The organism is Azospirillum sp. SYSU D00513, from assembly GCF_017356015.1.
Classification (GTDB): domain Bacteria; phylum Pseudomonadota; class Alphaproteobacteria; order Azospirillales; family Azospirillaceae; genus Azospirillum.
The window spans coordinates 1-23,628 of the sequence record NZ_JAFIQV010000033.1; the positions used below are offsets into that span (position 1 = coordinate 1).

The window sequence follows — 23,628 nt, forward strand, 5'->3', positions numbered from 1 at the left end:
TCCGCAGTTGCGCTTCACTTCGCTCGCCGTGATCAGCTTACGATGGGACTTGCACCCACAAGAGAACGCCCATGCTGGGCGCACCAAGCGAAAACGGGCCGCGATCTGGTCGCGGCCCGTTTTCAGCCCGTCGGAGCGGGGATGGCGGTCGCCTTGGCTTACTCGCGGACCAGGGCCGGCAGGCCCATGGCGGACCGGGCGATGTCCTGGCGGCGCAGGCCGCGGGCGGCGAGCTGGGTGTTGCTCTTGGTGGAGAGCGCGCTGTAGGCGGCGTAAGCAGCCGAGGCTTCCATCCAGGCGCTCACGAATTCGCTGATCGTCTTCAGGAGGCCCGAGGAGGTGCTGTCCGTGTCGAAGTGCGAAGAAGTGATGTAGGCCATGATGTCTCTCCAGCGTGTGTCCGTCGTTCGTTGGAGAGAATATAATTTGGTATACATGATACCAGATACGCAAACTACGCGAGGCCGCATGGCAGAAACGCATGGCTGCGCTCCTTATGGTTGCGGATTTTCAGCATGCTGGATTGTCAGCCACACCAACAGAAGCGCATCATCCAAGAATGAACCAGCCAGCCGTCACGGCCTCCCGGCTGACCCCGGCGAGGGTCACGGCATCGTTCGCGGAGAAGACGATCACCGCCTCGCCCACCCCGTTGGCGGCCACCGTGTAGCCCAGGCCCGCTGCAAGGGCGATGCGGTCGCCCGCCGCCGCGTCGAAGTCCGTGATGGTGTCCCGCCCGCCGCCGGCCGCGAAGACGAAGAGGTCAGCACCGCTGCCCCCGGTCAGCCGATCGTTGCCCAGGTCAGCGCTCAGACGGTCGTTGCCCAGGTCGCCTGACAGCCAGTCGTCGCCCTGGCCACCGAACAGCGTGTCGTCGTCGCGCCCGCCGAACAGCGTGTCGAACCCGGCGTTGCCGTACATCCGGTCGGTGCCAACGTTGCCGACCAGCAGATCGTTGCCGATGTCGCCGGCTAGGCTGTCGGCCCCGATATCGCCGTTCAGCAGATCGTCATCACGCCCGCCGTACAGGGCGTCGCTGTCGCGGCCGCCATACAGGCTATCGGCCCCGGCGTTGCCGAACAGCGCGTCAGTGCCGGCGTTGCCGAAGACCAGGTCCGCGCTCCCGTCGCCGCTCAGCGTGTCGGCCCCGTCGGCACCGCTCAGCGTGTCCGCGCCGTCCTCGCCCCACAGCCGGTTGGCGGCCGAGCTTCCGAGCATTCGGTCGTCCCGGGCTCCTCCCACCGCACTGACGATGCCGGGCAGAGCAAGGCTGCCGCCCAAGCTGCTCCAAGCCATGGCGGCGGAAAGATCGACCGTGATCCCGTCGGGCAGTTTCATGCCGCCGCCCATGCGCACCGCCGGCGCGCTCAGCCGGCTGGCCTTGCTGCCGACCGCGTCATTCTGGCCCAGGTCGAAATCGCCCGCAGTTAGGATATAGTTTCCCGCCAAACCCTGCAGTTCCACGGCGAAGTCCGTCGTCAGCTCTGTGCTGACGGTTCCCTCCACCATTATGGATGTTCCCTGCACGCGCCAGCGGACCTGCCCGGGAGCGGTGAAGGCCGCCTGATCGACAAAGGTGAAGCCCTGCTTGCCGGAGACCGTGAGCATGGCGTCAATCTCCGAGAGATCGATGCGATCGTTCTGGGTGTGCGATCCCTCCCCCCGGAAGTCGGCCAGCCCAAGCCCCGGCAGGAGCGTCGCCTGGGTGCTGTACACCGACCGGAACTCGACCGTGCGGCTGGTTCCCGCGGCGCCGTAGACTTCCCTGAGGCGCCCGCGGAAATCGGTGATCACGTCGTGCCGGGCAAGGGTGGAATCTGCGACGTCCGTGAAAGCGAAGCGGTCCGCCCCCGCCCCGCCGGTCAGTGTGTCGGAGCCGGCACCGCCATGCAGCAGGTCGTCGCCACCCCCGCCGGACAGCAGGTCGTCGTTCATGGTTGGGGTAGCAGCCGGTGTGATGGTGCTGTTTGTCGTGATGGAACGGCTGCCATAATAGTCGCCATACAGGGAGTCGTCGCCGAGCCCGCCGAACAGGCTGTCCTGTCCGGGATCACCGAACAGCTGGTCGTTCCCGACCCCGCCATCCAGCCAATCGCTCCCGCCGCCGGCCGTGATTCGGTCATGGCCCTCCTGCCCGAGCAGGATATCCGCTCCGAGCGCGCCGATCGGGTCGCCGCTCAGGGTGTCGTCGCCACTACCGCCGGCAATCAGATCGTGCCCGTCACCGCCGAGCAGGGAATCCGCCCCACCCATTCCAGACAGGACATCGTTGCCGCCGCTGCCGGACAGGGTTTCGTTTGTGTCGTTCCCGAGGATCTGCTGATCCGTGCCGACCGTGGCGGGGATCCAAGCATCGCGCAGAATGGCACGGTCCAGCGGCCCGGCATCGACAGTCCGGCCCATCTCGACGCTGGACGCCAGAACGCCCCGAACCGGCTCCCCGCCGGCTGTGTAGGCATAGAACCCGGTCGACAGCGGCACGGGTCCGCCAGCGACGGCGACGGCGTTCGGTCCGGTGAAATAAGGGGAGCCGTTGATGAAGGTGATGTAGCGGTCAAAGCCGCTGATGGCCGTGCCTGCCATGGCACCCGTGGCGGGAGCCCGGACGCCCTCCATGCCCAGAGCGTTGCCCAAGGCGCCCAGGATGACGGAAAAGGCGTCGTACTGGCCGTTTGGGACGGCTGCCGCCGACGCCGGGTTCGACGGGCCGGGCGTCGGGCTGTACCAGAGCGGGGCCGAGGGGTTGATGGAAAGGAGGATGTCGGCGGTCGCCGCTCCGTTGGCGTCCGTTCCCGTCCGCCATTCATGGGCAGCGCCCGGTTGCGTGACGTCGTAGGCTCCTGGGGCAAGGCCGAGAGCGCCGGCTTCGGCCGCCGTCACGACCCTCTGCCCCACCGTGACCACGGCCGGCGAACGTGCCGACGCCAGGGTGCCCGCGGCGGTCAGGCCGGTGTCGACCGCCACCTCAATGCTCGCTCCGGTCGGCATGAGCTTGTCCCAATATGCGAGCGCCGCCTCGATCGCCAGCCGCTGAGGCTCCGACGCTCCGGTCACGGTCACGACGGTCATCTTCTCATTCCCCTTGCCACCGCCTCTGGTTAGGGAATTATCATTAAGGATCCGCAAACATCGCTGGCCTGTCCTCCGCTGGACAAAGCCTAGGATGGGGTGCATAAGAAAATTTCATGGTCGGAGCTGAGCGGATTTCTCGATGAGAATGGCGTGCCTTTTCTGGTTCTACAGGGATTTCGAAACCTGCAAAAACCGGCTTTCGGCATTACGCGCCAAAAATCCTGGAATCAGTATTTACGGGCTCTATGGTGGTGACTTGGCCGACGCCGCAAACGCCGAAGCGCAGCTGGGTCCCTGGTTCGACGATCTTTACATCTTTTCGGAAGATCAGGACGGCTATTGGAAGTGGCGGCATGGCGACCGGATGATCGCAGCCTGGCACCGCGACCGCGGGCACGCCTTGCCCTGGGACACGATCGTCATCGTCCAATGGGACATGCTGCTTCTGGCGCCGCTGAAGCAGCTGTTCGCCGGCTTAGCGCCGGACCAGCTCCTGCTTTCCGGCCTTCGCTCCGCGCGGGAGGTCGAAAGCTGGTGGGGATGGCTGGAGGGCAGCGACCCCGTCAAGAGGCAGGACCGTGACGCCTTCCGGGCCTATCTGGCGGAGGCGCACGGCTATCGGGACGAGCTGCTGTGCTGCCTGTTCATCGTCGCTTGCCTTCCCCGGCGCTTCCTGGACCTCTATGTCGCCGCCGGCCCGCCGCTTGTGGGTTTCCTGGAATACAAGCTCCCGACCATGGCCCGGGTCTTCGGCATGGAGTTCTGCACGGACCATCCTTACCGGCCATGGTGGGCGAGCAATCCCGCCACGCGGAACGCGCCGCCGCGCGAGCGCCTGCTCAACGCCGTCGGCGAGGACATCGCCTTCGACACGGTGCTCGAGGAGATGGGCCGGCCGGACGGGTTGCGGATCATCCACCCGTACCGGCGTCCCTTCCCGAACCAGCTGCCGACTGGTCCCGCCGCCCGCGCCCTGCGGAAGGCCCGTCGGCTCAGGGAGTGGATAAACGACCGGACATCCTGACGGACGGGCTTTCTGGCGCTGTGTTTTCCAGCAGTTTCTCCACGTGCTGGATCTGGTTCTGATCGCCCGGTCCTGCCTTGGACCGGGCCCGTTCTAGCCATTCCCGCGCCAGGGCAAGGTTCGGTTCACCGAGACGGCCACGGGCGTTCAGCAGAGCAAGGTTGAGGCAGGACGGAACATGGCCTGTGCTGGCGGCCTTTTCGAACCAGAGAGCCGCCTGCTGGTCGTCGCGGACCACACCGAGCCCGCGCGAATAGAGGAGGCCGAGTGCAAACTGAGCTTGGGGAAAGTTCTGCTCCGCCGCCTTGCGGTACCACTCCGACGCCTCGAAGGGATCCTTCTCGACACCCTGCCCGGTTTCATACATGGAGCCGAGCCGCCATTGCGCCTGCGGGAAGTTTCCTACCCTGCAGGCGCGACGGTACAGTTCCGCCGCCTTGCGGAAATCCTGGGAAACGCCCTGGCCACGCAGGTACATGTTCCCGAGATTGAACTGGGCCGGCCCGTGATTCTGCTCGGCCGCCTTCTGGAACCAGCGCACGGCCTCGGCATTGTTCGCCGGCATGTTGGTTCCGCTAGCCAGCATGATTCCCATTTCGCTGGCGGCGTCCGCGTGCCCGTATTCCGCGGCGGCTTTTAGGTGATCGACGGCTGCTGCGGGATCACGTTCCAGCAAAGAGCCTTCGAAGAGAATCCGGGCGAGGACAAGGTGAGCCCTGGCATTCTTCCCTTCCGCTGAAGCCCGCAGGAGCTCAATCGCTCTGTCCTTGTCTCTCTTGTCCTCGGGCCCATACAGGAGATATTCGGCAAGGTCGAATTGCGCCAGGGCATGGCCGGACGCGGCGGCACGCTCAAGCCACAGCAGTCCCTCGGCCTCGTTCCGCTCGACGTTGACGCCGGCCGGGAAGAGGAGGTTGCGGTTGGAGCGCGGGTCGGCATCCTCCGCCGTGTAGAGCCGCAGGGGATCGCTGAAGTCGCGCACCTTGCCGAGGCCCTTGGAGTAGATCTGCCCCAGGAAATGCTGCGCGTCGGCATGCCCCAACTCGGCCGCCCGGCGCATCCAGACCACGGCGTCGGGCATGTTGCGAACCACGCCGCGCCCCTGCGCGTAGCAGCCGCCCAGCTGGAACAAGGCTTCGGGATGGTTGCGGCGGGCGAGGATCCGCAAGATCCTCGCCCCTTCCGCAGGCTGGCCCTTCGCGAAGGCCTCCTCCGATTGCTTGAGCAGCTTCGCGGTGCTCCGCAGCTTCTCGAACAGGCCGCCAAAACGGGACTTCGTTCCCTTCGGCCAGGATTGAAGAGCGTTGCGCTGTCCCCGGAGCAGGGCGCTCCGGGGTGTCTGGGTGGGTTGGCTCATGGCGGGAGGCGGCCTCAGGGCTCGCGCATGCTTTCGTTGAGGCTGCCCAGGAGCGGCTTCAGGAAATATGCGATGATGGTGCGTTCGCCGACCTTGATGTCCGCCGTCAGAGGCAGGCCTGGAACCAGGCGGAAGCCTTCCGGCACGTTGCGCAGGTCGGTCGCCTTCAGTTCGATCTTTGCCCGGTAGAAGAGACCGTCGCGTCCGGTAGCGCCGGGGGTTGCGGTCGCCTTGGAAATCTCGGTCTCATTGTCACGGCTGAAGGAGTCGTCGCTGATGTTCCGGACGATGCCTTCCGCGGTGCCGTGCTCCAGGTAATTGTAGGTGTCGAACTTGATAGCGACCGGATCGCCTTCGCGGATGAAGCCAATTTCCCGCCCGTTGATCTGAACCGTGGCCTCAACCGGCGCGTTGACGGGAACCAGGGTGAAGAGCGGCTCGGCCGCCCGGGCCACCGAGTTGACCGAACGGTTGGCCACCTCCAACACGACGGCGTCGACCGGAGCGGTCAAGGTGACCAGATCTTGGCGCTTCTTGGCCTTGTTCATCTGCTCGACCAGCACGTCGCGCTCGGTGCGCTGCTGGATCAGCTCCTGTGCGACCGTGTTCTTCCATTCCTGGACGAAGGCCTCACGCTGGGCCTTCAGGTCATCCAGCTCATGCCGGCTCTGCTGCTCGGTGCCCTTGGCGGCCGTGAGGTCGTTCTCAATGTCCAGGCGGCTCGCGGCGGAAGACAGGGCATTCAGCTTGCTGCCGATCTGGGCGGCCGCCAACTTGTTCCGGATGTCCTCGATCTCTCTCCACTTCTCGACCTGGGCGGTCAGGGAAACGATCTGGGCCCGGCTGCTGGTGAGGGTCGACTGAGCGCGCGCGATCCGTTCGTTGAAGCTGGAGAGCTGCGCCTTGAACTGGGCCTGGCGGTTGCGCCAGAGGCCGAGCTGGCCGAGCGCGACTTCCGCCGACAGGTTGGCCGGCGGCTTGTAGGTGGCCTCCTCCGACAGTTCGGCTTCCAACCGCGAAATAGCGGCCTCGGCCGTCTGCAGGCGTACGGCGATCTGCCCGCTTTCCGATTCCGCGAAGGTTGAATCGAGGGTCGCCAGGATCTCGCCGGCCTTCACGATGTCGCCGGCCCGGACATTGATGCTCTTCAGGATCGCGGTGTCGAACGGCTGGACGACGATAGGCGTCTCGGTCGAAACCAGCTTGCCGGTCGCCGACACCACGCGGTCGATCTTCGACACCGAGGCCCAGACGACCGCCGTGAGGATCAACGCCGTGGTCACGTAGAGCGTGGCTCTCGTCAGACCCGGTTCCGGACGGTTCTCGATTTCCGCGGTGTCCGACTGGAAATCGACAATCGCCCGATTGGTTTCCGCCTCTTCCTGCGGAGAAAGCTTGAGCTGTACGACGCTCATGACGCGAGCTCCAGATGCCGGTTCTGCTTGTACCAAAGATGCCGGTAGACGTCGCAACGACCGAGCAGGTCGCTGTGGCGGCCGACGTCGGCCACCTTGCCATGATCCAGGACCATGATGGCGTCGCATGGCACCAGCGACGACAGGCGGTGGGAGATGATGATCAGGGTCCGCCCCTTGGCGATGTTCTGCATGTTGGCCTGGATGATGGCCTCGCTCTCGGCGTCGAGCGCACTGGTCGCCTCATCCATGATGAGGATCGGCGGGTTGATCAGCAGCGCGCGCGCGATGGCGAGGCGCTGACGCTGCCCGCCGGAGAGGTTGGCGGAGCCCTCCTCAATCATCGTGTCGAAGCCGCGGGGCAGCCGCTCGATGAACTCGTCCGCACCGGCCAGGCGTGCCGCCTCGATCACCTCCTCCATGGGGGCGCCAGGCTTGGCCGCGCAGATGTTCTCGCGGATCGTGCCGCGGAACAGGAAGTTGTCCTGGAGGACAACGCCGATGTTGGTGCGCAGGTGGTCCAGGTCGATCTCGCGCAGGTCGTGACCGTCGATCTTGATCAGTCCCTCCTGCGGCTGATGCAGGGCCTGCAGGATGCGCGTGACCGTCGTCTTGCCCGATCCGCTGCGCCCCATGACGCCGAACATGTGCCCCTGGGGAATGGTGAAGGACACGTCGTTGAGCGCCGGCGAGGAGGCGCCCGGGTAGGTGAAGCGGACCTTAGAGAATTCCACCGTTCCCTTGATCGGGGCGCGCATGCCGCGGCCGGTCCGGCCTTCCTCGGACTCGTGGTTCATGATCTGCCCAAGCATGCGGATGGACAGGGAGACCTCCTGGAACTGCTGGATCATCTGGGACAGCTGGACCAGGGGGCCCGTCACGCGGCCGGCCACCATCTTGAAGGCGATCAGCGCGCCAACGAGCATGGAGCCATTGAAGATCATGTAGGCGCCGAGCCCCATCACGGCGACCTGGGTGATCTTGTCGATCGGCATGATCAACGACTGGGAAACCAGCGCGAAGCTGCCCAGCCGGAAGCGGTTCTCGATGGCGCGCGCGAGCTTCTGGTCCCAGGACTGGCGCTGACGGGCGTCGAGCGACAGCGACTTGATCGTCCGCATGCCCTGGATGGTTTCCACCATGAATCCCTGCAGGACCGCCTCGGTCTCGTAGAGATCGTTCATGCGGCGCTTCATGGGCGGCATGAACGCGATCATCATGATGCAGAGCAGCAGCGTCGAGCCCAGCACGATCATGGCCAGCGGCACGCTGTACATGAACATCATCGGAATGAAGACGATCAGCCCCACGCAGTCGAGCGCGACCGAGAAAACCTGGCCCGTCAGGAACTGACGGATGCGCTCGGTCTGCTGCATGTTCTTCGTCACCACGCCGGTGGACGAGCGCTCGAAGAAGTCAATCGGCAGGCTGACCAGCTTGGAGAAGGTCCGCATGCTGACCTGCGCGTCGATCTTGTTCGACGCGTACAGCATCAGATAGCGGCGCAGATAGGAGAACAGCGTCTCGAAGAGGATCGCCAGCATCATGCCGCCCATGAGGACGTGCAGCGTGTTGATGCTCTGGTGCACCAGGACGCGGTCGATCACGAGCTGCATGAAGACCGGCATGGCCATGGTCAGCGCGCTGAGCAGGATCGCGGCGACGCCGACGTCGCGGAAGATCCGCTTCTGCTGCTTGATCATGGGGAAGAACCAGGAGAAGCCGAAGGGCGGCTCCTCCTCGGTCGCGGCACCATCCTGCTTCAGCAGGATGGCTTCGCCGGTCCAGGCCTCCATGAAGCGCGCCTCGTCGACCGGCATCGGCGACGGATCGGCGGCCAGGGGGTCCTGCATCAGGATGATTGGAACGCCGTTCGCGACGTTGGCCCCAACGATCAGGACCGAATGGCCGTTGCGCAGGCGGGCGATGACCGGGAAGGCCCGGTCCAGCTTGGCGAAATGCCCCCAGCCCATGCGGACCGAACGTGCCTTCAGGCCGAGGCTGTCTGCGAGGCGAAGCATGAGCTTCGTGGACGGCTCGCGGTTGTCCAGCACATGGTCATGCTGCAGGCGTTCAACAGACGTGTTGACCCCACGCAGACGTGCGGCCTCCACAAGGCATTTCAAGGCGCTGTTCGGCCCAGACACGGGCATCTCCATGCTGCTCCCGAGCTAGTGCTCGGCTCGGACGTATAGGCTATCCCACACATTTACCAAGCAAATTAAAACATTGTAATGCATCCTTTTTAGGGCCTTCCGAGAGTGGAGGATGCCGACCACAAGACGCAAAGTGGCTACGATCAAGCCATTTGCGATTCAGCCAATCTCCCTACATCATGTTTAGGACGAAGAAGTGCTTAATTCCGACGAGACAGCAGCGCTACCGCAATGCGAATCCTAGTGATTGAGGACGATCCCAAGGCCTCTGCGCTGATGCTGAAGGGGCTTCGGGACAATGGACACGAAGTGGACCATGTCGCCGATGGCGAGGAGGGGCTGAAACAGGCGGAAACAGGTCTATACGATGCGCTGATCGTGGACCGCATGCTGCCGTCCCGGGACGGCATGGCCATCATCCGGGCTCTGCGCTCTTCCGGCAACGACACCCCTGCCCTCATCCTCAGCGCGCTGGGCAGCCTAGAAGACCGCCTGCACGGCCTGCGCAACGGCGGGGATGATTACCTGACCAAACCCTGCTCCCTGGGCGAGTTGATCGCGCGCGTGGAGATCCTCGGCCGCCGCCGCTCGGCACCGCCCGCCGAGACGCGCCTCAAGGTCGGCGACCTGGAGATGGACCTGCTAGCCCGGAAGGTGAAACGCGGCGGTCGCAGCATCGAGCTGCACCCCCGGGAGTTCAAGCTCCTGGAATATCTCATGCGCAACGCTGGCAACGTGGTGACTCGCACCATGCTGCTGGAGAATGTCTGGGAGTTCCATTTCGACCCGCAGACGAACGTGATCGAGGTGCATGTGGCCCGGCTGCGGCAGAAGATCGACCGCGACTTCGCAACCGCGCTGATCCACACCGTGCGCGGCGCCGGGTACTGCCTGCGTGCTTGACCGGCTTCGGCTTCGCACCATCACGGCCCGGGTGGGCCTAGTCTATCTCGGGCTCTTCCTGCTGTCCGCGCTGATCGTCTCGGGTGTCATCTACAAAGTGACGAGGGCCTTTCTTGACCGCCAAGCGGAGGAAAGGATCCTGGCCGAGGCCGATGGGCTGGTAAGGCATCATGAACGAGGAGGCCTGCCAAAGGTCATTGCGGTGCTGGAGGACCGCCTTCTGACGGTCCGGCCGGTCGACATCCTGCTGCTGAGCGACCCCAAAGGGATTCCGCTGGTCGGCAACCTGCCCGTCTTCCCGGCCGTGGCGCCGGATACCGAAGGATGGATTACCTTCCAGCCGCGCGGAACGGACGGAGAGCAATCCGGCGGGGAGGCACAGGCCCTGGGTATCGTCCGCGCCCTGCCAGATGGGCACAGGCTCCTGGTCGGGATGGATCTCGGCCGGCGATGGCAGTTCCGCAGCGAGATCACGAGCGCCCTGCTCTGGACCTTCCTCGTCGTGCTCGGCATTTCGCTCGCCGGCAGCGTCATCATCACCCGTCACTTCACGCGCCGCCTGGAGGTCATCAACCGCACCACGCGCAGGATCATGGACGGGGATCTGCACTCCCGCATCCCGCGCTTCCCGCATGAGGACGAACTCGATAGACTGGCGGCGAATCTCAACGGCATGCTCGACCAAATCGAGGATCTGATGGCCGGTCTGCGCCATCTCAGCGAGGACATTGCGCACGATCTGCGGACGCCCCTGAACCGTCTGCGCGGACAGCTCGAACTCGCGGTGATCGAGGCCCAGGACGGGGATCCCGTGCGCGACATGGTCCAGGAGGCGATCGCGGAGGCCGACCGGTTGCTGGACATGTTCGGCGCCCTGCTCAGCATCGCGCAGGCAAGAGCCGGCCATCAGCAGATGCCATTGGCCGACCTGTCCCTAGCCCCCATCGTGCGCCGGGTGGTCGAACTCTATGAGCCGGTGGCCGAGGAGCGGAACATCGGCATTCATGTTGACATCCAGGACCCTGCCCCGGTCCGCGGCCACGAGCAGCTTCTGGCACAAGCCTTGGCGAACCTCGTCGACAACGCGGTCAAATACACGCCCGAAGGCGGCCGCATCGACGTCATGGTGGTTCCCGGGAAGGAGCGGAACGCCACGGAGTTGATCATCGCCGACAACGGCATCGGCATTCCGCCCGAGGAATATGAACGAGTTCTCGGCCGGTTCATACGGCTGGACTGGAGCCGTAGCACGCCAGGCAACGGCCTGGGTCTCAGCCTCGTGGATGCCGTCAGCCGGCTGCATGGAGCAAAGCTCATCATGGAGGACAACCGTCCTGGCTTGAGGGTTAGACTGTGTTTTCCCCAGCATGTTCCTGTGTCCGGGCAGGTCATCGAACGCCTGACTTGATTGCTTCCCGGTTCCCCTTCGAACCCTAGGCGATGCAAGTTCACAAGGACTCTTCGCTGATCCCTACCTGAGTTAGGTCATCGTCAGGCTGCGCCATCCTTCATGGATAGGAGGGAAGGGTGTATCGCCTGGCAGAAATCCCTGAAATCTTTACCCGTCCTCCACAATGAAAACCATGCGATAGGGACTCAATCAAGCTATTTGTTATATAGGTTATTCCTTATTTGTATGTGTCACTACTTGCCAGTGGACGACTCGGAAAACCCCGATTCGAACGTCACTACTTGCCATGAATGCGTCACCACCTGCCACGCGACTCGGTCACCACTTGCCAGGGGAAAAGCCCGCCTGTCACCACTTGCCAGGGGAAAAGGCCTCCGAATCCACCGGATCGGCGGAGGCGTCACCACTTGCCAAACGTTCTGCCGACCGATGCCAGTTACCGGAGTCGCGGGACCAGGGCCGGAGTTTGGAGCCTGCCGCGGTTCCGGGCCCTTCCGGTCCCGCCGCCTAGCGCATCCGCCCCGGGCAAGCCCACCTGTCTGGAGGCAGGGCGACACCAAATGCCAAACTTGGCCTTCGCTTTATACCCCATCCGGGCGGCGTGGCCGGGGCGCTGTCACCAAATGCCAGACGGAAAAGCCGGGCGGCGGCGGGCTTTCCGGGCAGCTGTCACTAAATGCCAAACTCCGGCGACGGACTCGGAACCACGTACCGCCGATGCGGCGCCACGCGTCACCACCTGCCAAATGGCCGAAGATTCCCTCCTGTGCCATGCTTGCGGAAACTCTGAGGGGGCTTGCCGTGGGCGAGGTGCACGAGCTTATCACTCGGTATGGCCATCGGGCCGCGCGCGACATGGTGGCGGCGGAGGACCGCCGCTACGTCGACCTCGCGGCGGCAATCCTGGGGGACGAGCAGGGAGCGCTCGGCTATCTCTATTCCGGCTTCGCGATGACGGCCCTGCCGCACCGGCGCCTGGCGGACGACGGCGAGGCCTGGCAGCGCCAGAACGGGCGCTTCAACCTGATGGTCGAGCCGGGCTTCATCCCCGGCCTCGACGGGCGCCCGAGCCGCCAGGGCGTTCCCTACGGCAGCCGGGCCCGGCTGATCCTTCTCTATCTCCAGACCGAAGCCATCCGGACCAACTCCCCGGAGGTCCGTCTCGGCAACACGATGCATGACTGGCTCGACCGCATGGGCGTCAAGTCAGGCGGCAGCAGCTACAACGCAATCCGCGACCAGTCGCGCCGCTTGAGCGCCTGCCGGCTGACGGTGAGCTGGATTTCGGATGACGGGCGCAGCGGGTTCGAGCGCGCGAACATCGTTGGCGCCATGATGTTCGCCCCGAGCGATACCCGCCAAGGCTCCCTGTGGGACGAGACCGCCTGGCTGTCGACGGAGTTCTTCCAGGCCTTGCGGGACCATCCGCTGCCGGTATCCGAGACGGCTATCAAGGCGATCCAGAACAGCAGCGCCGTGATGGATATCTACATCTGGCTCTGCTACCGCCTGCGCTCGGTGTCCAAGCCGACCCTCGTGCCCTGGCCCGCCCTGCACCAGCAGTTCGGCTCCGAGTACAAGCAGATCCGCCAGTTCCGCGCCAAGTTCCTGCCCGCCCTGAAGGAGGCGCTCGCGGTCTATCCCGACGCCAAGGTCGAGATCGACGGCAACGGCATGCGCCTGCTGCCCTCGCGGCCGGCGGTGCCAGAGCGCCGGGTGTTCATGCTGTCGCCGGGCAGCGGTTCATGACGCGGAGCCCTCTCAGGAAGACTTGAACCGGCGGCAAACATCCCAAAAGGCCAAATGCCCCCTTGGGATGTTGCCCCCTTACCCTCCTGCCCCTCAGAAAAAGCGGCTGCGGAAGTAGTCGATGGTCCGCCTCAGTCCTTCTTCCAGGGGAACGGCCGGTTCCCAGGACAGCAGCTTGCGCGCCTTGCTGATGTCGGGCTGGCGCTGCTTCGGGTCGTCCTGCGGCAGGGGCTGATAGACGATGGACGACCGCGAGCCGGTCAGGCGGATGGTCAGCTCGGCCAGTTCCAGCATGGTGAATTCGCCGGGGTTGCCGAGATTTATGGGGCCGGTGACGGCTTCCGGGGTTTCCATGAAGCGTAGGAAGCCCTCGATCAGGTCGTCCACGAAACAGAAGGAACGCGTCTGCTGCCCGTCGCCGTAGATGGTGATCGGCTCGCCTTTCAGCGCCTGGACGATGAAGTTCGACACCACGCGCCCATCGTTGGGGTGCATGCGCGGACCGTAGGTGTTGAAGATGCGGACCACCTTGATCGGCAGTCCGTGCTGCCGGTTGTAGTCGAAGAACAGCGTCTCGGCGCAGCGCTTGCCCTCGTCGTAGCAGGCGCGCGGGCCGATCGGGTTGACGTTGCCCCAGTACTCCTCGGGCTGGGGATGCACGCTGGGATCGCCGTAGACCTCGCTCGTGGAGGCCTGCAGGATGCGGGCGCCAAGCCGCTTGGCAAGGCCCAGCATGTTGATGGCACCGTGCACACTGGTTTTGGTCGTCTGCACTGGATCGTGCTGATAGTGCACCGGTGAGGCCGGGCAGGCGAGATTGTAGATCTCATCCACCTCGACGTAGAGCGGGAGCGTCACGTCGTGGCGCATCAGTTCGAAGTTCGGATGCTTCAGCAGGTGCACGACGTTGTTGCGCGAACCGGTAAAATAATTGTCCACGCACAGCACTTCGCAGCCGTTTTCGAGCAGCCGCTCACACAGGTGAGATCCGAGGAACCCCGCGCCTCCCGTGACCAGAACGCGTTTGTTGAAGCTGCGTACGTGCATCGTTTCACCTTATCGGAGCTGTGCCGCGGAAATGCGAAAGCCCGCAGCAGAAAAGCAAAAACTCGTTTCAGAAGTACAGAGGTCCGTCGGCTCTGCCCGCAATTGTCCTTACCCCTGACGATGCCTTCCTCGTCCCCGGCTCCGGCCATCCGCAGGGCGAGCCGGGAGGACCGGAGCGATTTTCTTGGTCGAAGCCCCGCTTCCTCTCGCCGGGAGCAGTCCTGCCAGCTATTGGTATGCGGAGGATGCCATGTGCATCAATCTCAAATTTGTTCAGAAAGGCCGTGAACCCTGCTGTTCAGCCGTGGCCTGCCAGGGCTGCCTTGAGCCTCTCCCCGACATCGGCAAGGACGGGTTCCCAGGCGCCGAGCGCGGGCTGCCGGAAAAGATGTGCGGTGGGGTACCAGGGCGAATGGGCACAGCCGCGCATCCACCGCCAGTCGGGATCGGCCGACAGCAGGATCCACACCGGTTTGCCGAGCGCGCCGGCCAGATGAACCACGGCCGTATCGACCCCGATGACCAGATCGAGACCCGCCATAACGGTGGCCGTGTCGGCGAAATCGCCGAAAGATTCTCCATGCCGGATGACGCGCCCTCCCCCCTCAACCCGGTCCAGATCGGCCTCGGCCGCTCCCTTCTGGAGGCTGTGGAATTCCAGCCCCGGCAACGCCAATAGGGGGGCCAGCCGTTCGACGGGTAGGGAGCGGTGAGCGTCATCCGGATCCTCCGCCCGTCCGGCCCAGGCCAGCCCGACGCGGATGGGGCCGCGGGCACCGGACGTCGGAGCGCTTCCCTCCTGCCCTGCCCCCAGGTAGGGCACCCGGTTAGGCACCGTGTCCCTACCCGTCCGAAAGATCCTGGGCAGGCTCATCAGCGGCGCATGCGCCGCGTAGGCTGGGATCCGCTCTCCTTCGGACAGAATACCGTCGACACCATCGAGCCCCGCCACCAGGCGCCGGAGCACGGCCGGAACAGCCAGAACCACGCGCGCGCCGCGTGCCGCGGCCAGGGGCACATAGCGCGAGAACTGGATCGTGTCGCCGAATCCCTGTTCGGCATGGAGCAGCAGGACCCCGCCGTCGAGCGGCCGGCCGTCCCAGAACAGGTCCCAGCGCGGAACCCAAGGCGTCGGTCCCTTCAGGTGCCAACGCTGCTCGTAAAGGCAGAACCCTTCCCTGAGGTCGCCGGCCGCCAGGAGGGCCATGGCGAGATTGTACCCGACGCGCGCGTCCTGCGGGGCGAGCGCGTGGGCCTTGCGGAACTGGGCCAAGGCATCCTCCGGCCGGCCGGCCTTCATCAGGCTGACCGCCAGGTCGCCATGGGCAGCCGGGTGGCCGGAGGATGCGGCGGCGGCGAACAGCCGCGCCGCCGCCACGTAATCGCGCCCGAGATGATGCAGGACGCCCAGCCGGTGCAGGGCCTCTGGGTGCCGGGGGTCCTCCCGCAGCAGGGCGCGGCATAGGGCCGCCGCCTCGGCCAGGCGACCATCCCGGCAACAGGCGTCCACTGCGGCAGACAGGTCCTTGCTGGTGGGCATGCGGCGGGGTTCCCTCAAGCGCCGACGGACTCCAGGGTGGGCTTCGGGCGCACCGCCAGCCCGTCCAGATGGTCGCCGAGCCGCAAGGCGAGGGCGATGATCGTAAAGGTCGGATTCGCCCAGCCGGAGGTCGGGAAGACCGCGCTGCCCGCGACATACAGGTTTTCCACCCCATGCACCTTGCAGTCGCGATCCACTACCCCGCGCGACGGGTCCTCCGCCATGCGCACTGTTCCCATGTGATGGTAACCGCCGATGGAATGAGCGCTGATTAGGGGATCCGTGCGCCAGAGCACCGCCGGATCCTCCAGCCAAGCCGCGGGCACCGCACGGCCTAGCCCGAGCCCCCGCAGCGTCGTGTCCATCGTCTCCACTAGAACCCGCACCGAATGCTTATCGAGTTCCGTCAGGCGCCAGTGCAGGTCCACGCGCGGCATGCCAAGCGCGTCGCGCCCCACCTGCAGGAGGATGCGGCTGTCCGGATTGGGCGCCTGCTCCGCCCGCACGATCATGGCGATCTGCCGCGCGCCGGACTTCGCCAGGAGCCAGGGGCGCAGCGGGTCCGTCCGCTCATGCACCCACAACGCGGCGTCCTTCACGGAGCGCCACAGGCGGCGGTTGCGCGCCGATGGATTCAGCCGGTGCTTCATCGAGTTGTAGGTCCTCATCGCCCAGAACTGCGGGTCCCGCTCTCCCTGCCGGGCGCCGAGCGTGAAGGCCGAGTTGAGCGTGGCGAGGCGCTGCTGCGCCGCATCCTGCAGCCCCAGCAGGGCGGCGTGGCGCGTGCCGCCGATGCGGTGCGTACGGCCGAAGGCGGCCAGCAGCGGCCAGGCGGACGGGGTCTCCAGCCGGCCACCGCGGGCGTGCGGGTGCTCCATGAAGAAGCGCCCCACCAAATCGTTCTGGTTTCCGATCCCGGCAGGGGCGACGTCGTTCGAAACCAGCATCAGGCGTGGGGTCTCGATGCCGCCGAGCGCCAGGACAATCTGGCCGGCCCGGATGACTGCCTGCTGCCCGCCGACGTCCTTGACCGTGACGGACAGGATGCGGCGCCCGTCCTGCGACAGGGTCAGCCCCGTAGCGGTGGCGTGGGTCAGCAGACTCGCCCCCGCGTGGCCGATCACGTCCCCCAAGTTCGGCAGGGTAAACCGGTTCATCCGGTCGTCGAAGCTCCAGCAGCCGACGCGCAGGCTTTCGGTGTCGAGCGCCCGCAGCATGGGGAATCGCTGCATCAGGGCGTCGCGCCCGGCGGACGGAGCGGCGATCTCCAGCACCTCGGCCGCTTCGCGGTAGTAGCGCGCGAGATCCGCCGGCCCGATGGGCCAGCCGCTGTGCGGGACCCAGGGGCGCCGCTCGAAGTCGATGGCGTCCAGTTCGGCGCAGCGGCCGCCCCAGATGGGCGTCGTGCCACCGACCATGCGCAGGTTCACGCTGTCCAGGTCGTAATAGGGATGTCCGCTCGAGGATCCCGCGGCAAGGTCCTGCACCTCGGCCTCGAAATCGGCGCCCCCGCTTTCGACCAGCAGGACCTCGTGGCCCCGCGCCAGCAGCCGGCGCGCCACCGTGATGCCCGCGACCCCTGCACCGACGACGCAGACCGGGACGTCGAAGGTTCGCGGCTCGGCAATCTCCCTCAGGTCATACAGCATTGGTACCTACTGGGTGCGGAACGCTGGTGCGCGTCATGATGGCATGGCGTAGCACCTTACCGTGCGGTCACGCAGCCTGTATACCTTACTGCCCCGGAATAGGAACGGCGTCCGCTCCGCTCCCTTCCCGAGACCGCAGCCCGAGGCTCTCCAGCATCCGGTCGATGCGCACGTCCCAACTCCATTCCGCCCGCATCTGCGCGGCCGCCCGCTCGCCGAGAGCCCGCGCGGCGGTCCGGTCAGCGTAGACGCGCTCCAGAGCCTCCACGATCTCGTCGACCGAGGACTCGCCCCAGCCTTGGGTACCCATGCCGTCCGGGTCGGCCTCGACGGGCGCCTGCACCCGCAGGGGATAGCAGGCCACGTCTGCGATCAGGTCGAGATGCCCGGTGTTGGCGGACAGGATGGTCGGAACGCCGCAGGCCAGGGCCTCCATGGCAACTAGGTTGGTGCCGCCCTCACAGCGGTTGGGGAAGAGGGCGACGTCCGCCTGGCGCAACAGCTTGCCCATCGCTGTGTTGGGAACCGCCGGCACGATCTGGAAGGATCCTTCCGGCAGCCCGTTGTTCCGCAGCCATCCGGCCACATCCACCTGCCCTGCCGCATCCAGTTGGGGAGCGCTGTCCAGAACGGAAGAACGGGCCATAGTCCGAGCCAGGGTTGGCCAGGGACTGACCCAGCCTGTTATGAGCAGGGCATCCGGATGGCGCTCATGAAAGCGTCGGAAAGCGGCGACGGCGATGTCCTGCCCCTTGCGGAATTCAAGCTTGCCGCCGGAATAGACGATGAAGCGGGCCTGGGCATGGGCACGGGGAGGACCGGGGTAAAAAATGGTCTCATCAATGCCCTGCGGGCAGACGTCCACCTGATCGAGTCCGGCCGCGCGCAGCACCTTGGCCGTCCAAGTGGCGCCGGCCGCGATCCGTGCGAAACGCCGGCCGCGGTCCAGGGCTTCCGGCCCCAGATTGGTGTCTTCGAGAAAGACGATGGCAAGGTTGGGTGCTCCGCTGATGGACGCCGTGGCCGGTGCTCCGAATAAGCCGTTGCCCAGGCCGTGCAGCATCGGAAAATTGCCGCGCACCGGGCTGGCCGGGTCCGGACGGTTCTTCAAGGCCTTGGCGGTGGACGCGGCGCTTGTGCTCAGCCGTTCGAGAACGGCGGCATCGAACGCGTTCCGGTCGACGGAGGACAGGGGATAGAACGGCACCGGGTCCAGGTCGCCGCGGGCCAGCATGCGGCGCGCGATGTGAAGACCAAGGACGCCCCATCCGGAAAAACTGCCGAGTTGCCAAAGGAGGCCGACCTTCCGGATCGCCCCCTCGCTGTCCAGCCTCACCTTCGTCGGCAGCATCAGGCCATGTCCTTCACGGGCCTCGGCAGCTCCTTTGCCTCAGGTCCGCCGCTTCCATTGGACTCCGGTTTCTTCACCAACCCCTCATTCCATCGACGATGATGCGTTCTCCTAGCCCATCTCGTTCCGCAATGCGACCATACTCTCTCGCCGGCCTTTCTTGACAGTCCAGCGGGGGAACGATCATGGTCGGCCCACTTCTCATCGACCATCTGATGGCGGCTCCTTTCCATCATGCGCATCCTCATCACGATCCCGCACTATTTCGGGCCGCCGGATCCGGCTTCGAATGACGCTTCCTACGGATCGACCAGCCGTGACCCGGCAGTCCGCATTGCCGCCCTACGGGCCGCCATCATCTCCTGCCATCGGCATTTCGGTTACCAGGGCATGATGTACAGCGAAGGCACGAACCGGATCGTGCGCCCTGCAAACGTTGGTTTCGCCACCTCCGTCGATGTCGTGGTGTTTACGACCCAAGGCCGCCATCTGCTGGAAAATCTCGGCCTGCCGAGCGGTTTCTTCGAGCACCGGTCCGTCGATGCGGATCCCATGATGATCGGGTTCGAATGCCATAAGGAGTTGGCGAACCGGCTTGGGCAGTATGACTACTACGGCTACATAGAGGACGATCTGGTCATCACCGACCAGAATTTTTTCGATAAGATTTCGATGTTCAACAAGTCACACGGAGATTCCTGCGTTTTGTTGCCGAATCGCTATGAAACGGCCATGCCTTCCATGTTCAACAAGCTCTACATCGATCGCGTCACGTTGCCGTATTTGCCGCGCCTCAGCACCGAGCCAGACGACCGCCGAACCATCCAAGGACAATTCCTGAACCGCCCTCTTCTCTTCGAGCGCCCTTCGAACCCCCACTCCGGCTGCTTCTTCCTGGACGAGCATCAAATGAGGATATGGCAGGCGCAACCTTTCTTCTTGGACAGGGACGCGAGCTTCGTCGGACCTTTGGAAAGCGCCGCGACCCTCGGCATTATGCGCAGCTTCAAAATCTATAAGCCGCACGAATCCTGCGCGAATTTCCTAGAAATCCACCACGCCTGCAACCGCTACTTGGAGCGCCAAATCAAGACCGTACCGAATTTCTGAAGCCACGCGGGGAACCGGTCGCGGATCAGGAATCAATTCAAGACGCAGCCGTTCGGGAGGTCGGCCAGGATCGCGTGCCATTGCTCCGCCACTGCGGACGGAGTAAATTGATTGCGGATCAGAGCTTGGCCATCGGCAATGCGCGAGGGGATCTCGGATGAATGCGCCAGAGCCCAGGCGATGCCATCCGCCAACGCTTCGGCCAGCACCGCAGATCCGGCGAAGGTCTCATAGCTCGGCAGCGGAAAAGCCACGGGCAGGCGTCCAGCCCAGAGGGCCGAGGCCACACGGTTTGCCGACTTGGCTTGCTTTTCCTCGGTCGGAAAGCTCGGCACGACCACTAGATGGCAGTCTTGCAGGGCCTCATGCATGGTTTCCGGCGACCAGGGCACGCACCGGATCGGCAGCCCTTCACGTTGCGCAGGAAATCGCGCCCCGACCTGAGCCGACAGCTGGGTAACGACGGTCAGCGAAAGCGGCACCTCGTGATGGAAGCGGTCCAAGCCGGGAAGCGCAGCATCCAAGGCATCGAGATTGGCAGGTTGCCCGAACCACAGAAGCCTCAAGGCACCCCCCTGCGTTCGTCGAAAAGCAGGAGGAAGCGCATCCCCTTCCACACAATCGGGGATGATCGAGACGGGCACATCCGAACCCGCACGCAAGCGGTCGGCCAGAACCATGCTTGGAACCGTGCAGACGTCCGCCAGTTTCAGCAGTCCGGCATAGCTGTGGTTCAGGGGATCCAGCTGGTAATCGTCACACAGGTCGACGATGATTCGTTGCCCCCGTTCCTGCATGATCCGCACCAGAGGGGTGATGTCGGCAAACTGCTTGCCGATGATCACGGCCTCAGCGTCGTGCAGATCCGGTGCGTCCAGCCGGCCGGCCAAGGTTTCCGCCCGTACGATGGCGATACGGTGTCCTTTACGGACAAGGGCCGTAGCCGGCTCGATGCAGCGCAGCCGATGGCTGGCGAGGGGGGAGAAGAGACGCCCGCCTCTCTGTCCCAAGCTGCCTGACAGAATCCAACAGAGACGCATGGAAAGCAGGACGGTTCTCTTGATCAGGGCTTCCTTGCATAAACCATGTCGCGGTCTTATTCCAATCGCGCATGATCATCAAGGCTCCCCCTTTCCCCCAACCTCAAACCGGCCCCTCTCTCCTCGAAACGGCACAAAACCGCCTTCAGGTTGGAGACGTCACACAGGCGGAATATTGCTGCCGGCGCTTCCTGCCGGATGCCCCGGCTAACCCCGAGGCCCTGCATCTGCTTGGGCTGATCGCGTTTCAGGCCGGGGATACGGCGCGTGCCCTACTAGCCTTCGGGCGGGCGGTGGCGGTGCGTCCAGACCATGTGCGGGCTCATGCCAACCGGGCAGGCGCCCTGCAGCGGCTGGGTCATCATGAGGCCGCGCACCAAGCCTGCCTTCGGGCACTGGCCCTCGACCCGGCGCTACCAGCTCTCCAGCAGAACCTCGGCGCGTTGCTGCGGGAACTGGGGCGGGCGGAGCAGGCCTTGAAAGCTTTCCGCAGATCTGCACGGCTTGCCCCCCAGAATGGCGCGGCCTTCCACGCGCTCGGCAACGCCTTGCGGGGAATGGGCCGGCTCGACGAAGCTATGGAAGCCTATCAAAGGCTGATCTCCCTGCATCCCGCCGCCGCTACGGCTCATGGCAATCTCGGAGTCATGCTGCAGTTCCAGGGCCGGCTGGTTGAGGCTTCGGCATGCTATGCCCGTGCGCTCGCTATCGACCCCTCTTACGCCGAGGCGCGCAGCAACCTGGGGCTCGTGCAGCTTCTGACCGGCGATCTGGCGGCTGGCTGGGTGAACCACGCGGCGCGTTGGGAAACCGGCGACCGTGCAGCCAGCCGGCGGGACTTCCCGCTTCCGGCTTGGAACGGCGCTCCCCTAGCCGGCAAAAAGCTTTTGGTCTGGGGGGAGCTAGGCGTCGGCGACGAGATCCTGCTGGCCGGCATGGTCCCGGACTTAGCGGAGCGGGGAATCGGGTGCGTGCTGGAGACGGCACCCCGGCTGGTGCCGCTGTTCGCGCGGTCCTTCCCAGATGTGGAGGTCGTGCCCCGCACCGCACCGCCCGACCCAGCGACCGGACGGGCGGAGCTTGCCGCTCATTGCGCGCTTGGCGATCTCGGGCGTCGGCTGCGCCCAGACTTCGACAGCTTTCCCCGCCGGCCCGCCTACCTCGCCGCCGATCCGGAAAAGGTGCGGGTCCTGCGGGCCCGCTACCGGGCTGAAGCCGGCGACAATCTCCTGGTCGGGATTTCCTGGCACTCGGCCAACCCTGACCATCGCGACTTCAAGAGCGCCCCCCTGGAACTGTGGCAGCCGATCCTGGAGCTGCCAGGTATCACCTTCGTCGATCTGCAGTACGGTGACCGTTCGGCCGAGCTGGGCGCCGTCCGGCGGAAATTCGGGGTCACGATCCTGCGGGACGCCCTGATCGATCCCCTCGCTGATCTCGACGGCTTCGCCGCCCAGGTCGCGACGCTGGATCTGGTGATCTCCATCAGCAACACCACGGTCCATGTGGCCGGCGCGCTCGGTATCCCGGTCTGGACGCTTCTGGCGCGGCAGACAGGGTTCCTGTGGTGCTGGTTCACAGAGCGGGAGGACAGCCCCTGGTATCCGTCCATGCGGCTGTACCGGCAGCGGACGGCAGGCGACTGGACGCCTGTTCTCGAGCGCGTGCGCGGGAACTTGGCTCGGCTGCTGGCCGCGCGATGACTGCCGTCATGCCCGCCCCTTGGCGATGGTGTCTGCCAAGGCCCTGAGCAGCCTGTCCCGGCTCTGGGCCGCATTATGGCGCTCCCGGTAGGTCTGTTGCCCGTTGGCGGCCAGCCGATGCCGCAAGGCCGGATTATCGCGCAAGCGGGCAAGATTCTCGGCCAGCTTTTCGGCATTCCCGACTGGCGACATCAACCCGTTCCAGTCATGGCGGATGGTTTCGGGAATCGGGCCGTAATCGCTGGAAGCGACAGGCAGCCCGACCTGCAAGGCCTCCATTATGGCAAGCGCCACCAGGTCATCGCGTGTTGGGACCGAAAGTGCGTCGCAATGCTGCAGATACGCGGCGACCTGCTCTTCCGTCTTCGGACCAGCGAAGACGATCCGGGTTTTCTCCTCCGCAGTCAGGGAGGGACTGAAGTTCGGATGGCGCGGGCCAACATAGATCAGGCGAACGGCCGGATCCGCTAGCCTGCGCACGGCGGCCAGCGTCAGGTCGGTCCCCTTGCGCAGCTCAACCGCGCCGAGCTGGAGGATGTTGAAAAAGCCCGGAACGACCTCCTGCGGTCGTGGACGGGGGCTCGGGTCGACTGCGGCACCGTTCTCGACGATGGTCCAGTTTTCTCGCGTCAGCCACTCCCGATAGACCTCCGTTGCCTGCCAACGGGTGGGGAACACGATGGTCGTGGCCGCCGCGAAGGCTTCGGGAGAGAAACGGCCGGCGCGAACCATGGCGGCCCCAAACTGCGGTTCATGGATCCACCACAGAACGGGGCGCCGAGCCGCGCACCGCTGGAGCAGGTGCCCCGTCAGGAGGGAATTGCACAGCACGACGTCATAGGAATCGAGAGCGGCTTCCGTCATAACCCTGATCCCGGCCGCCTCATAGGCTCCTTTCAGGGATGGAGGGCCAAGCTGCCCCCACAGTAGATCGGCCGAATGCTCGGGCGTGACGGTTTTTAGGAAGCGGTACAGGCAGAGCGATGAGCCCGAATAGTCCAGATTGCCCGATACGGCCAGCATCCTCATGCTCATCTCCCCCGGCCCAGGAACGGGCTCTCTACCAAATTTGCTCGATCACGTGACCGGAACGCAGGATAT

General features: G+C 65.0%; 17 protein-coding genes. 6 read left to right on the forward strand and 11 right to left on the reverse strand.

The features are described 5' to 3' along the window. Nucleotides 1-158: 158 nt before the first annotated feature. Together JUB11_RS22250 and JUB11_RS22255 are read right to left on the reverse strand one after the other, a co-directional pair. The gene (locus JUB11_RS22250; RefSeq protein ID WP_207460949.1) at nt 159-380 is read right to left on the reverse strand and encodes a hypothetical protein; all 222 of its coding nucleotides are present in this window, start codon (nt 378-380) and stop codon (nt 159-161) included. 169 nt (nt 381-549) lie between these two features. Further along, a complete protein-coding gene (locus JUB11_RS22255) occupies nt 550-3,069 on the reverse strand; it encodes a hypothetical protein (RefSeq protein ID WP_207460951.1) in 2,520 nt (839 codons plus the stop codon). Nucleotides 3,070-3,328: 259 nt separating this feature from the next. Between JUB11_RS22255 and JUB11_RS22260 the strand changes: the two genes are divergently transcribed. Next, entirely contained in the window at nt 3,329-4,096 is a 768-nt protein-coding gene (locus tag JUB11_RS22260; RefSeq protein WP_207460952.1) for a hypothetical protein, read from the forward strand. Here JUB11_RS22260 and JUB11_RS22265 read toward each other — a convergent pair. From JUB11_RS22265 to JUB11_RS22275, 3 genes are read right to left on the reverse strand one after another with little or no spacing between them, the layout of a single operon-like run. Beyond that, nucleotides 4,065-5,453: an SEL1-like repeat protein gene (locus JUB11_RS22265; RefSeq protein ID WP_207460954.1), complete on the reverse strand. Its 1,389-nt coding sequence runs from the start codon at nt 5,451-5,453 to the stop codon at nt 4,065-4,067. The two genes, JUB11_RS22260 and JUB11_RS22265, sit on opposite strands and share 32 nt — an antisense overlap. A 14-nt stretch (nt 5,454-5,467) precedes the next feature. Continuing rightward, nucleotides 5,468-6,868, reverse strand: coding sequence for an HlyD family type I secretion periplasmic adaptor subunit (locus JUB11_RS22270; RefSeq protein WP_207460956.1), 1,401 nt, complete (start codon nt 6,866-6,868; stop codon nt 5,468-5,470). Continuing rightward, complete coding sequence (locus JUB11_RS22275) at nt 6,865-9,015, reverse strand: peptidase domain-containing ABC transporter (protein WP_348771489.1); 2,151 nt, start codon at nt 9,013-9,015, stop codon at nt 6,865-6,867. Before JUB11_RS22275 ends, JUB11_RS22270 begins: the two co-directional genes overlap by 4 nt. 240 nt (nt 9,016-9,255) lie before the next feature. On the opposite strand from JUB11_RS22275, the gene JUB11_RS22280 reads away from it, so the two are divergent. The 3 genes from JUB11_RS22280 to JUB11_RS22290 all read left to right on the forward strand — a co-directional run bounded on the left by JUB11_RS22280 (nt 9,256) and on the right by JUB11_RS22290 (nt 13,087). Continuing rightward, nucleotides 9,256-9,927 carry a response regulator transcription factor gene (locus tag JUB11_RS22280; protein ID WP_207460960.1) on the forward strand — a complete coding sequence of 224 codons (672 nt, stop codon included), beginning with the start codon at nt 9,256-9,258 and terminating at the stop codon, nt 9,925-9,927. Continuing rightward, the gene (locus tag JUB11_RS32895; protein WP_207460961.1) at nt 9,920-11,335 is read left to right on the forward strand and encodes an ATP-binding protein; all 1,416 of its coding nucleotides are present in this window, start codon (nt 9,920-9,922) and stop codon (nt 11,333-11,335) included. The genes JUB11_RS22280 and JUB11_RS32895 overlap by 8 nt, the downstream gene beginning before the upstream one ends. A 774-nt stretch (nt 11,336-12,109) precedes the next feature. Next, a complete protein-coding gene (locus JUB11_RS22290; protein WP_211112597.1) occupies nt 12,110-13,087 on the forward strand; it encodes a replication protein RepA in 978 nt (325 codons plus the stop codon). Nucleotides 13,088-13,180: 93 nt separating this feature from the next. On the opposite strand, the gene JUB11_RS22295 is transcribed toward JUB11_RS22290, so the two are convergent. From JUB11_RS22295 to JUB11_RS22310, 4 genes are all read right to left on the reverse strand, one after another. Further along, on the reverse strand, nt 13,181-14,134 hold the full coding sequence (locus JUB11_RS22295) for a UDP-glucuronic acid decarboxylase family protein (protein WP_207460963.1): 954 nt from the start codon (nt 14,132-14,134) through the stop codon (nt 13,181-13,183). 298 nt (nt 14,135-14,432) lie between these two features. Next, nucleotides 14,433-15,674, reverse strand: coding sequence for a tetratricopeptide repeat protein (locus tag JUB11_RS22300; protein ID WP_207460965.1), 1,242 nt, complete (start codon nt 15,672-15,674; stop codon nt 14,433-14,435). Between the two features lie 14 nt (nt 15,675-15,688). Continuing rightward, the gene (locus tag JUB11_RS22305) at nt 15,689-17,323 is read right to left on the reverse strand and encodes a GMC family oxidoreductase (RefSeq protein ID WP_207460967.1); all 1,635 of its coding nucleotides are present in this window, start codon (nt 17,321-17,323) and stop codon (nt 15,689-15,691) included. Between the two features lie 85 nt (nt 17,324-17,408). Beyond that, the gene (locus tag JUB11_RS22310; protein ID WP_207460969.1) at nt 17,409-18,674 is read right to left on the reverse strand and encodes a glycosyltransferase family 4 protein; all 1,266 of its coding nucleotides are present in this window, start codon (nt 18,672-18,674) and stop codon (nt 17,409-17,411) included. A gap of 234 nt (nt 18,675-18,908) precedes the next feature. On the opposite strand from JUB11_RS22310, the gene JUB11_RS22315 reads away from it, so the two are divergent. Continuing rightward, nucleotides 18,909-19,784, forward strand: a complete 876-nt coding sequence (locus JUB11_RS22315) for a hypothetical protein (protein ID WP_207460971.1) — start codon at nt 18,909-18,911, stop codon at nt 19,782-19,784. A gap of 32 nt (nt 19,785-19,816) precedes the next feature. On the opposite strand, the gene JUB11_RS22320 is transcribed toward JUB11_RS22315, so the two are convergent. Beyond that, on the reverse strand, nt 19,817-20,674 hold the full coding sequence (locus JUB11_RS22320) for a hypothetical protein (RefSeq protein WP_207460972.1): 858 nt from the start codon (nt 20,672-20,674) through the stop codon (nt 19,817-19,819). 221 nt (nt 20,675-20,895) lie between these two features. Between JUB11_RS22320 and JUB11_RS22325 the strand changes: the two genes are divergently transcribed. Beyond that, complete coding sequence (locus JUB11_RS22325; RefSeq protein ID WP_207460973.1) at nt 20,896-22,527, forward strand: tetratricopeptide repeat-containing glycosyltransferase family protein; 1,632 nt, start codon at nt 20,896-20,898, stop codon at nt 22,525-22,527. Between the two features lie 6 nt (nt 22,528-22,533). Here JUB11_RS22325 and JUB11_RS22330 read toward each other — a convergent pair whose 3' ends face one another. Next, the gene (locus JUB11_RS22330; protein ID WP_207460974.1) at nt 22,534-23,556 is read right to left on the reverse strand and encodes a glycosyltransferase family 4 protein; all 1,023 of its coding nucleotides are present in this window, start codon (nt 23,554-23,556) and stop codon (nt 22,534-22,536) included. Nucleotides 23,557-23,628 lie beyond the last annotated feature (72 nt).

Bases quoted from the DNA above. Each gene is read 5' to 3' on its own strand.
- JUB11_RS22250 (WP_207460949.1), bottom strand. From the start codon at position 380: ATGGCCTACATCACTTCTTCGCACTTCGACACGGACAGCACCTCCTCG.
- JUB11_RS22255 (WP_207460951.1), bottom strand. From the start codon at position 3,069: ATGACCGTCGTGACCGTGACCGGAGCGTCGGAGCCTCAGCGGCTGGCG.
- JUB11_RS22265 (WP_207460954.1), bottom strand. From the start codon at position 5,453: ATGAGCCAACCCACCCAGACACCCCGGAGCGCCCTGCTCCGGGGACAG.
- JUB11_RS22270 (WP_207460956.1), bottom strand. From the start codon at position 6,868: ATGAGCGTCGTACAGCTCAAGCTTTCTCCGCAGGAAGAGGCGGAAACC.
- JUB11_RS22280 (WP_207460960.1), top strand. From the start codon at position 9,256: ATGCGAATCCTAGTGATTGAGGACGATCCCAAGGCCTCTGCGCTGATG.
- JUB11_RS22290 (WP_211112597.1), top strand. From the start codon at position 12,110: ATGCTTGCGGAAACTCTGAGGGGGCTTGCCGTGGGCGAGGTGCACGAG.
- JUB11_RS22295 (WP_207460963.1), bottom strand. From the start codon at position 14,134: ATGCACGTACGCAGCTTCAACAAACGCGTTCTGGTCACGGGAGGCGCG.
- JUB11_RS22300 (WP_207460965.1), bottom strand. From the start codon at position 15,674: ATGCCCACCAGCAAGGACCTGTCTGCCGCAGTGGACGCCTGTTGCCGG.
- JUB11_RS22305 (WP_207460967.1), bottom strand. From the start codon at position 17,323: ATGCTGTATGACCTGAGGGAGATTGCCGAGCCGCGAACCTTCGACGTC.
- JUB11_RS22310 (WP_207460969.1), bottom strand. From the start codon at position 18,674: ATGCTGCCGACGAAGGTGAGGCTGGACAGCGAGGGGGCGATCCGGAAG.
- JUB11_RS22315 (WP_207460971.1), top strand. From the start codon at position 18,909: ATGCGCATCCTCATCACGATCCCGCACTATTTCGGGCCGCCGGATCCG.
- JUB11_RS22325 (WP_207460973.1), top strand. From the start codon at position 20,896: ATGATCATCAAGGCTCCCCCTTTCCCCCAACCTCAAACCGGCCCCTCT.
- JUB11_RS22330 (WP_207460974.1), bottom strand. From the start codon at position 23,556: ATGAGGATGCTGGCCGTATCGGGCAATCTGGACTATTCGGGCTCATCG.